Annotated in this window: 8 protein-coding genes; 7 read left to right on the top strand and 1 reads right to left on the bottom strand. The window is 67.2% G+C overall.

The genetic code is table 11. From position 1 onward, the window contains the following. The 7 genes from ACFFNX_RS32290 to ACFFNX_RS32260 all read left to right on the top strand — a co-directional run. The coding region (locus tag ACFFNX_RS32290) for an oxidoreductase C-terminal domain-containing protein (protein WP_378209658.1) at nucleotides 1–635 on the top strand (635 nt) is incomplete at its 5' end. Beyond that, nucleotides 541–1,767 (top strand): cytochrome P450, encoded by a 1,227-nt coding sequence (locus ACFFNX_RS32285; RefSeq protein WP_378209657.1) that lies wholly within the window; start codon nucleotides 541–543, stop codon nucleotides 1,765–1,767. The genes ACFFNX_RS32290 and ACFFNX_RS32285, both read left to right, overlap by 95 nt. Before the next feature lie 26 nt (nucleotides 1,768–1,793). After that, nucleotides 1,794–1,988 (top strand): ferredoxin, encoded by a 195-nt coding sequence (locus tag ACFFNX_RS32280; RefSeq protein ID WP_378209656.1) that lies wholly within the window; start codon nucleotides 1,794–1,796, stop codon nucleotides 1,986–1,988. Nucleotides 1,989–2,358: 370 nt separating this feature from the next. Continuing rightward, on the top strand, nucleotides 2,359–2,775 hold the full coding sequence (locus ACFFNX_RS32275; RefSeq protein WP_378209655.1) for a CBS domain-containing protein: 417 nt from the start codon (nucleotides 2,359–2,361) through the stop codon (nucleotides 2,773–2,775). A gap of 70 nt (nucleotides 2,776–2,845) precedes the next feature. Further along, on the top strand, nucleotides 2,846–4,609 hold the full coding sequence (locus ACFFNX_RS32270) for a glycoside hydrolase family 15 protein (protein WP_378209654.1): 1,764 nt from the start codon (nucleotides 2,846–2,848) through the stop codon (nucleotides 4,607–4,609). Nucleotides 4,610–4,768: 159 nt separating this feature from the next. Continuing rightward, nucleotides 4,769–5,098 carry an SAM-dependent methyltransferase gene (locus ACFFNX_RS32265; RefSeq protein ID WP_378209653.1) on the top strand — a complete coding sequence of 110 codons (330 nt, stop codon included), beginning with the start codon at nucleotides 4,769–4,771 and terminating at the stop codon, nucleotides 5,096–5,098. A gap of 1,155 nt (nucleotides 5,099–6,253) precedes the next feature. After that, nucleotides 6,254–8,755 carry a hypothetical protein gene (locus ACFFNX_RS32260; RefSeq protein WP_378209652.1) on the top strand — a complete coding sequence of 834 codons (2,502 nt, stop codon included), beginning with the start codon at nucleotides 6,254–6,256 and terminating at the stop codon, nucleotides 8,753–8,755. A gap of 390 nt (nucleotides 8,756–9,145) precedes the next feature. Here ACFFNX_RS32260 and ACFFNX_RS32255 read toward each other — a convergent pair whose 3' ends face one another. Then, on the bottom strand, nucleotides 9,146–9,412 hold the full coding sequence (locus tag ACFFNX_RS32255; RefSeq protein WP_378209651.1) for a hypothetical protein: 267 nt from the start codon (nucleotides 9,410–9,412) through the stop codon (nucleotides 9,146–9,148). Between the last annotated feature and the right edge of the window lie 126 nt (nucleotides 9,413–9,538).

The raw sequence follows: 9,538 nt of genomic DNA, 5'->3' as shown, positions 1-9,538 counted from the left end.
ACGGCGAGGTCCTGCCGGCCGACACGGTCGTGGTGGCGATCGGCGCCGACCCGGCGACCGGGTGGCTCGGCGGATCCGGGCTGCCGCTGGACGACGGGCTGGTCTGCGACTCGCGGTGCCGGGCCGCGGAGGGCGTCTACGCCGTCGGTGACGTGGCCCGCTGGCGCGACGAGCGGCTCGGCGGCCTCGTCCGCCGGGAGAACCGCACCAACGCCGCCGAGCAGGCCGGTGTCGTCGCCGCGAACATCCTCGGCGCGGACCGGCCCTACTCCCCCATCCCCTACTTCTGGACCGACCAGTTCACCGCCAAGATCCAGTTCCACGGCACGCTCGCCGCGGACGCCGACGTGGCCGTCGTCGACGGTGACCTCGCCGGCCGCCGGTTCGTCGCCCGCTACTCCCACGCCGGCCGCGTCACCGGCGTACTCGGCTGGAACATGCCCAAGCAGACCCGCCTGCGCCGCCAGGAGCTTCTCGACACGCGCGCCGACGGCGCACCCCGCTCTGTGCTCACGCCCACCGCAGTCCCTGGAGGAGACGATGACCCAGACGTTCGATTCGGCCACCGAGCGGGCCGACCTCCCGTTCTTCCCCATGACCAGGGCGGCGGGCTGCCCGTTCGACCCGCCTCCTGAGGCACGGGCCAGGCAGCGGGAGGACCCGCTCGTCCGGGTCCGGCTGTGGGACGGCAGCACACCCTGGCTGGTGACCGGCTACGCCGAACAGCGAACCCTCCTCGCCGACCCGAGGGTCAGCTCCGACCCCGACCGCCCCGGCTATCCCAGCCCCGTGCCGCGCGCCCCCGGCGCCTCCTCCATCAGCTTCATCCTGATGGACGACCCCGAGCACGCCCGGCTACGGCGCATGGTCACCGCGCCGTTCGCCATCCGACGGATACGGGCCCTGCGCCCGGCCATCCAGAAGATCGTCGACGACCTGATCGACGGCATGCTGACCGGCCCGAAGCCGGTCGACCTGGTCGAGGCGTTCGCGCTGCCCGTGCCCTCCCTGGTCATCTGCGAGCTGCTCGGCGTGCCGTACACCGACCACGACTTCTTCCAGAGCAAGAGCAGGACCATCATCAGACGCGACGCCGAGCCCGAGCAGCGGTTCGCCGCCTCCCAGGCGCTCTCCGCCTATCTCGACGCCCTCATGGGCGACAAACTCGCCGAGCCCCGCGACGATCTGCTGTCCGGCCTGGCCGAACGCGTCAAGGCCGGCGAGCTGACCCGGAGCGAGGCCGCGCAGATGGGCGTCCTGCTGCTGATCGCCGGTCACGAGACGACCGCCAACATGATCGCCCTGGGCACGCTGGCCCTGCTGGAGCATCCGGACCAGCTGGCCCTCCTACGCGGGACCGACGACCGCGCCGTCGTGGCCTCGGCCGTGGAGGAGCTGCTCCGCTACCTGAACATCACCCACAACGGCCGGCGCCGCGTGGCCCTGGAGGACATCGAGATCGCCGGGCGGCTGATCCGCGCGGGCGAGGGCGTCATCATGGCCAACGACGTGGGCAACCGCGACCCGCAGGTCTTCCCCGAGCCCGACGACCTCGACCTGCGGCGCGACGCCCGCCGCCACGTCGCCTTCGGCTTCGGCGTGCACCAGTGCCTGGGCCAGCCGCTGGCACGGCTGGAGCTGGAAGTCGTCTACGGCACCCTCTACCGGCGCATCCCCACGCTCCGCCTGGCCACGGACGTCGAGCGGATCCCCTTCAAGCACGACGGATCCGTCTACGGGGTCTACGAGCTGCCGGTCACCTGGTAAGTCCCCTCACCTTTCGGAAGGAACCCATGAAGGTCACCCTCGACCAGGACAAGTGCGTCGCCTCCGGCCAGTGCGTGGTCGCCGCCATGGAGGTGTTCGACCAGCGCGACGAGGACGGGATCGCCGTGCTCCTGGACGACAGCCCGCCCGTGGACCAGGCCGACGACGTCCGTCACGCCGCCACCGTCTGCCCGGCCCTCGCCATCACCGTCGAGGAGTGAACGCCGGCCGCTCATCGCGCCCGCGTCGATGAACCGGTTCCCGTCCCTTTGGGAGACCATCCGACGATGGAGACGAGGATGCCCAGCCGGTGAGCCGGGTCTCCGGCGGTACGCCTCGTGGGGCGTGTAGGCGTTCTCCCCGCGCACGTAGGCCTTCACCGAGCCGACGTGCGCGGGGCCGCCGATCCGCGCGCTGCGGATGACCGCCCCGGTGGCGCCGGAGGCGTGGGTGAGGGCCGTGACCGGTGGGGTCCGCTCACCGCGGTCGATCGGGTACAGCTCGTACGCCGCCGGGTACGAGGGGCTTGTCAGGGGGCGCGCGGACTCACGCGAGCCTGACCCGGTTCCGGTGTGAGAAGGGGGATCTCACATGGCACGGAAGATACGCGACGTGATGACGCCGGCACCGGTGAGCGTGTCCGGGCAGACGTCTCTGTCGCACGCGGCCGGCCTCATGCGCGCGCACGGCATCGGCGTCCTGCTCATCCTCGACGATGGCCGGCTGCTGGGAATGGTGACCGACCGCGACATCGTGGTCCGGGCCGTGGCCGACGGCCGCGACGTGAGGCGGACGACCGTGGCCGAGATCTGCAGCTGCGACCTGATCACCGTCTCGCCCGACGACGACGCGGACAACGCCCTTCGCTCGATGCGCGAACACCTCATCCGGCGGCTGCCCGTCGTCGAGGACGACCGTCCGGTCGGCGTCCTGTCCATCACCGACCTGGCCACCGACGCCGACGTGCTCTCACCGGCCTCGGCGTCGCGCTACGGCCGATTCTGGTAGCGCGGCCGGTTCCCGCCCGGCCTCCCCCGCCGATCCCCCAGGACGCGCCCGCCCACGGGAGAGAGGATCATTGGCCGACCTACTGATGTACCCACCGCACGTGCTGCGGCAGTACGCCCTGCTCGCGGACGGTGAACGCGGGGTCATCGTCGGGCCGCGCGGTGACTTCTGCTGGATGTGCGTTCCCCGCTGGGACAGCGACGCCGTCTTCTCCTCCCTCATCGGCGGCGGCGGCATGTACGCGGTGACGCCGGAGGAGCCCTTCGTCTGGGGCGGCTACTACGAGCGGACGTCGTTGATCTGGCACAGCCGCTGGGTCACCACGAGCGGCGTCGTGGAGTGCCGCGAGGCCCTGGCGTTCCCCGGCGACCCCCGGTGCGCCGTGCTGCTGCGACGGATCATGGCCACGCGGGGTGACGCCCGTGTCCGCGTCGTCTGCGACCCACGCCCGGGGTTCGGCGAGCACCGCCTCCGCTCTCCCCGGCGCGGCGACGACGGCGTCTGGCGGACCGAACTCGGCGGCGTGCACCTGCGCTGGTCGGGCGCTGACGACGCGTCCGTTCGTACGACCGCGCACGGCGACCGGCGCCTGGAGGCGCACCTGGAGATCCCCGCCGGCGGGCACCACGATCTCGTCCTCGAACTCGGTGACCGGCCGCTCACCGGCCGGTGCCCCGACGCCGACCGTCTCTGGCGGGCGACCGAGACCGCCTGGCGGGACGAGACCACCCTCCGGACCGGGACGATCGCCGACCGCGACGCCCGGCACGCCGTCGCCGTCATGCGCGGCCTGACCGGCAGCGGCGGCGGCATGGTCGCCGCCGCCACGACCAGCCTGCCCGAACGCAGCGGCGGCGAACGCAACTACGACTACCGCTACGTCTGGGTCCGCGACCAGTGCTTCGCCGGACAGGCCGCGGCCGCCGCCGGCGTCGACTCCCTGCTGGACGACGCGGTCCGCTTCGTCTCCGCCCGGCTCCTCGACGACGGGCCCGGCCTCAAACCCGCCTACACCGTCGACGGCGGGCCCCTCCCCGACCAGCGCCGGCTGGACCTGGCCGGGTACCCCGGCGGCCAGGACCGGATCGGGAATCGCGTCACCCACCAGTTCCAGCTCGACACGTTCGGAGAGGCGCTCCTGCTGATCGCGGCCGCCGCCCGGCGCGGACGGCTCGACGACGACGCCCGCCGCGCCGCGCACACCGCGGTCGCCGCCATCGAGTCGCGTCGGCACGACCGGGACGCGGGCGTCTGGGAGCTGGAGGACCGCGCATGGACGCACAGCCGGCTCATCTGCGCCGCCGGCCTGCGCGCCCTGGCCGACGCCGTTCCGGATGATCCGGCGGTGGGACGCCGGATCGGCCTGGCCGACACCATCGTCACCGAGACCGCCGCCTTCGGCGTTCATCCGTCCGGACGCTGGCAGCGCGCCGCCGACGATCCGCGCCACGACGGCGCGCTTCTGCTGCCGGCCATCCGCGGCGCCGTCCCTCCCGACGACCCACGCGCCCGCCGCACCCTCGGCTCCTACGTCGAACAGCTCACCGACGACGGCTACGCCTACCGCTTCCGGCACGACGAACGCCCGCTCGGGGAGGCCGAGGGAGCCTTCCTGCTGTGCGGCTTCCTCCTCGCGATCGCCACCCACCAGCAGGGGGACGACGTACAGGCACTGCGCTGGTTCGAGCGCAACCGCGCCGCCTGCGGCCCGGCGGGCCTCCTGTCGGAGGAGTACGACGTCACCCAGCGGCAGCTGCGCGGCAACATCCCCCAGGCCTTCGTCCACGCCGTACTCCTGGAGGCCGCGGTCCGGCTCGCCGGTCCGCCGCGCTGAACGGCCCGGCGGCCGACGGCGCGGCGCCGCCGGGGCCTGAACACGTCGGCCCGTCCTGCGGCTCTTCCACCCCTGGGGTGTCCGGAACTCACCGACTCCGCAGGTCACGCCGGGGTCCGCCCGGCCTGGGGAAATCCCGCGCGGCGATAGGGTGCCGGTGTGAGTGACCCCGGAGAGCCTCCCGCACCGGAGCCGGACCGCTCGGATACGCCGCCCGGCGTCGACACGTCGATGGCCAGCCCGGCGCGCATGTACGACTACCACCTCGGAGGCACGCAGAACTTCGCCTCCGACCGGCGCGCCGCCCAGGAGATCTACACCCTGATCCCCGATCTACCGGAGATCGCCCGAGACAACCGCGCCTTTCTCCGACGCGCGGTACGGACGCTGGCCGACGCGGGGATCCGCCAGTTCATCGACATCGGCAGCGGCCTGCCGCCCCAGGGCAGCGTGCACGAGATCGCACAGGAGGCCGACCCCGCCGTGTGAACATCGGCACGGGCAGCCCACGTCTTCCACGAACGACGAGACGTCGTCGGCGGCCGAGTCCAGGAACGACAGGCCGGAGGGGGCCCGGTCGCCGAGGCGGATCACGGTCGCGGGTACCTGCCGGTAAGTGATCCGGCGGCCACCTCGTTTTGGTGTTGACCGACTCGAACCCGCCGCTGGAGTGCACGGAGCCGCCGGACGCGTGCGCGGTGATGGCTGGCATCCACATCATGCTGGCGGCCTCCACCCACACCTTGATGGCCCGCGGCTGGCCTTGGTCCAGATGCCGGAGATACGGGTCGGCCAGCTCACGGACCTGATCGGTGAACGTGGCAGGATCGCGGTCGCTGCGCGTATGGACGGCAGTCGGCCCCGTCGTCGCGGATCGCGGTCCTCGGGATCAGACGCGCCCGGCATGCGCGCCCCCAGCTTCTCCAGCAGTTGGCCGTAGGCTCCCTCATCTCTCGGGAAGCCGTCGGTGCCGACCAGCCAATAGATCACCTGCCGCGCCGTCATCGGCAGGTGCTCGGTGTCCTCCTCCGGGATCGCCCTCATCTGGTTGACCAGAGCCAGCGAGTCCACCCGTACCTCTGCCGCGAGATCGCTTACCGGCAGTCCTGGGCGACCGTTAGCACCCGCAAACGGAAAGACGTCGGCCATCCCGGTTGCCAGCGGTGTGCGGGTTGGGTGTGGGATGTGAGTGTGATCAATTACGGGATGTGGCGGAAGTCCAGTCGGAGTGTCGGGGCGTGTGTACAGGCCAGGGTGATGACCGTCCAGGTCGGGCCAGGGGGGCGGGTCATCGAGCCTGAGCCGGAGGGCCGGCCGGGATCACCGGTGGAGGCCGGTCCGGTCTCGCCGCGTTCGCCGGTGGCACTGGGGGTGCCGACGGTAGTGACCGCAGCCGATCGGGCTGCGGTGAAGGCTTTTAAGGCCCAGGGTACCGATTGGGCTGTAGCGGACGATTTCAGCGCTGGGAGGCTAGCCCGAAAGGTCGTCTCAGCAGCGCGAAAAGCTGGCCGCTCAAGCACAGTTGGTGGTGGCCCGTCGTTTTGGCAGACGATGAGTGCGCGTAACGAGTGGTGTTTGTCGGTGGTAAATCATCTCGCCTCTGAACTTTTCCCGCCTCACGGTGACCGTTCAATTATTATGCCCGTGAAGACGCAAGATGATTCAGCGATCCGGCCCGCCGCTCAACGGTTCATGGGGTGGCCGGCCGAGGGCTGGATATGGGTTCAACACTGGGAGGATTTTTTCGATGAAATCAAAAGTCTTCAGCCAGGTGCTGCCGCGTTTGTGGTGGAGGGTATACCTGGGGCAATGCATCATGCGTTCGCCGTAGTCCATACCTCGGATGAAGGATTGCAGATAGTAGAGACACGGAAGGGTACAGCTTGGACCAGGCCGGCGGACGCGGAGCGGATGCGTGTGCCGCTCGAGGTCAGGGCATTGATCATCGATAGTACGGGAAAGGTAAGAGTTGGAAGGGGTCTCCCTCTGGCCTCACAATCGATCGCTCGATCAATCACTGACCCTTCCGATTTCCGCGTCGGCGCCGTAGGCGTAGAAATAGAGACTGATTTCACATTGGACTGGCAATACGGAAATCGGATACAGATTGAAAGGCTAGCCACCTCTGCACTAGTTTCGATTGATGCCGACAGTTATATGGGCGTCCCCTATGTTGAAATCATCGGACAGCCGACCCGTGCTCTTCCTGGAGAGAACCGTGCAAGCCATGACGCCGTATGGGGTGAGATTCACAGGGTCTGGCGGGTTCTAGACGACGCCGAGGAGGATACGCATTTTGCGAAACTATTTCCAACATTCGAAGTGGAAGAGGAAGTAGACGAGTTTGAGGTTACAGTATCGCCGCCCCCATCCTCACAGGCGAAGCGGAGAAGAAGGTTCGACGTTCAGTTCAGCGTCGGTATCGCACCCTTCAGCGAGTCACGCTATCTTGAGTTTACTGCGAAATGGCGCCGGACTGGTTCGCAAAGTGACATGGCAAGTCAACACGCTCGTGCCGGACTACGCATTGGGGAGACCTTTGCTGCCCATTTTGCAAGTGTTTCTCCGGAGGCCGTTCAAACAGACCTCGCCCTAGACTACGACACGCAGTCATTGTTTGGGCACGTGGCAACGCTCTATACGCAAGTGGCAGCCCAGCTCGAGGGTGCCGTAAAAGATGCGATCGGCGTCGGCGATCGCGGCCTTTGGAAAAATAATACCATAATGGCAGGACGAACAAATTGGCGCGCTAAGCTCGAATATCTTCCGCACCAACTGCGGGCCTTTCTCGAGTCACAGTCTTCCAACATCCGCACCAGCTTCGAGCAAGAATTTTCGTCCTACAATAAAAGAATCATCGATCACCTACGACGATCCGGCTACGAGGGAAGTTTGTGGGACTTGCCGGCGACGGTAGACGGGAAGACGATCGATCACGTCATCGGGCAGTTCCTTGAAAATGGCATCACCCTTAATGCGCAGACAATAATCACTCCATACAGGTCTTTGGGGATCCGGAACTATTTTACCAGCATGGACAGAGGCGGAGAAGGCGGCCGTCTCGAGCCAAAAGTCTCCGTATGGGAAATCCGCCTTCCCCCTCAAGGCAGCAATCTCGCAGAAATCGAGGAGCATTACCGGCGGCTCGCGGATTTTTCCAGGACAGAATATGAGCGAGCACTCCAGGCTTTCTCTATCTCACCTAGAAGCGACAGGCCGGTCGCCGAGATTCCATTCGATGTACGTGATAAAAAAGTTGGCCATCAACAACTCGGACTGATTCAAGAAATCGCGAAGTTTATAGCTCAAGAAGCGATCCGGCGACGCGCCGGCTCGATGTCAGCCCTGGAGGTGTTTATCGAGGGTGGCGGTAGGGGCGGATTTTGGGGGAATGCCGACAAGGCAGGCAACGATCGAGCCGTCAACGTTAGAGTGTCTTTGGAAGAGACCGTCGCTGATCTAATCAAGCGTCGAGGTCGATATGAACCTATAGCAACATTTATTACTTTCAATGTAATCACACGGGGTAAAAGTCGATCACAAAGTCCATATCCACTGATCTTGCCGCCGAGCTCCGACGACGAACTTCGGCGCGTGGTTATTTGGGTTGCCCCCAAGCCACTCGCCGAAGAGGCCGGGGTGGTCCCCGGAACAACGGCGAGTCAGGGCCCTCGGCAGGTCTTCCGAAGTAGTGGGCCGATCGAACGTCAAGGAACAATCCTGGGCCGCCCAGATGGCAGCTCTCGCACCGCAGGCAACTCCCACCGCGCATCAACGGTCATCGGTGAGGCCGGCCACGGACTGTATCGGGCCTCCCGCACCGTCCCCCCGCCACAGCGGCCCGACGGCTGGAGTAGCCGTCGTAACGTGCCGACATATTTGGCTGATGTCTCCGACGCGATGCGTAATGGCCTACGTGCAAGCGGGCTCACCGGCTACCTCACCGACTGGGAAACCAGCGCCGCAGACAGCCGTAAGGCCGTGCACGGTCCTGGTAACTCCACCGATGCTCGGCCACCCACCGGTGACCGCAGACCAACCCCGCACATCTACTACGACGACGGCATCGTTTGGGCTTCCAGCACCCACAGCGAAGGCCGCGACTGCGTCAACGTTGCGGTGCTCACGATCAATCAACGCCTCTGATCGTCTAGTGGGGTTGGGGAACGTGAGGGCATGGCGTCCTTCAGGGGTTGTCGGGCAGAGACGATAGGTACGGCGTCCGCGCGGTCATGCGTAACGCGTTCGAGGGACCTCGTTACACGTGTGCTGCCGTCCCTAACGGCGGGTCGCTGGCCCGGCCGAGGACGGCGCGGAGCGCCGCCCGCAGGCCGCAGTCCGGCGGTCCGGCCTGCTGCGGCTGGACCGCCCCTAGGTGGTGGCGCGCGTCCCGTCAAGGCGCGTGATCCTGACCTGCGCAGGGAAATTCGTAGAACGCCCGGCACTTAGATCGGCGTCGGCCTCGGATGGCCGGGTGTGGCGTGCGGGCTCATGCTGCGCTGCCATGGGGCCCCTTCGCTGCGGGCGGGCCTGTCGTCAGTTCACAGGCCGACGGCGGAAACACAGGCCATTGCCGAGGTCAGCGATTTCGCTCATCTCGTCCAGACCTGCTGCACCTGCATCCCCGGCAGTGGCTCCCCAGCGTCCCTCATGGCTGAAGAGGTTCATGCCCCAGAGCTCTTTGACCGCACGAACCATGCCGCGCTTGATCGTATCGTCACCGCTCCACATGGCGGCGACTCTCTGTCCCGTTGGCGCGTAGTCGAAAGAGTCGGGGATGACCTCGAACCTCTCAATGCGCACCTTGACGCGCTAGCTGTACTGACCATGGAGGTTGGTGACGGCGACACGGGTGGATGATCTTGAAGTAGGTGAGGGCCTTCTGGCTCGGTGTGGATTGCGATTTCTGCACCGGCGACCAGGAAGGCC

Source organism: Actinoallomurus acaciae (genome assembly GCF_042429965.1).
GTDB lineage: Bacteria > Actinomycetota > Actinomycetes > Streptosporangiales > Streptosporangiaceae > Actinoallomurus > Actinoallomurus acaciae.
The sequence above is the reverse complement of the archived record's forward strand: the minus strand, read 5'-3'. Positions and strand labels throughout refer to the sequence as shown.

Coding starts and splice junctions, on each gene's coding strand:
- ACFFNX_RS32280 (WP_378209656.1), top strand. CDS start 1,794: ATGAAGGTCACCCTCGACCAGGACAAGTGCGTCGCCTCCGGCCAGTGC.
- ACFFNX_RS32285 (WP_378209657.1), top strand. CDS start 541: ATGACCCAGACGTTCGATTCGGCCACCGAGCGGGCCGACCTCCCGTTC.
- ACFFNX_RS32275 (WP_378209655.1), top strand. CDS start 2,359: ATGGCACGGAAGATACGCGACGTGATGACGCCGGCACCGGTGAGCGTG.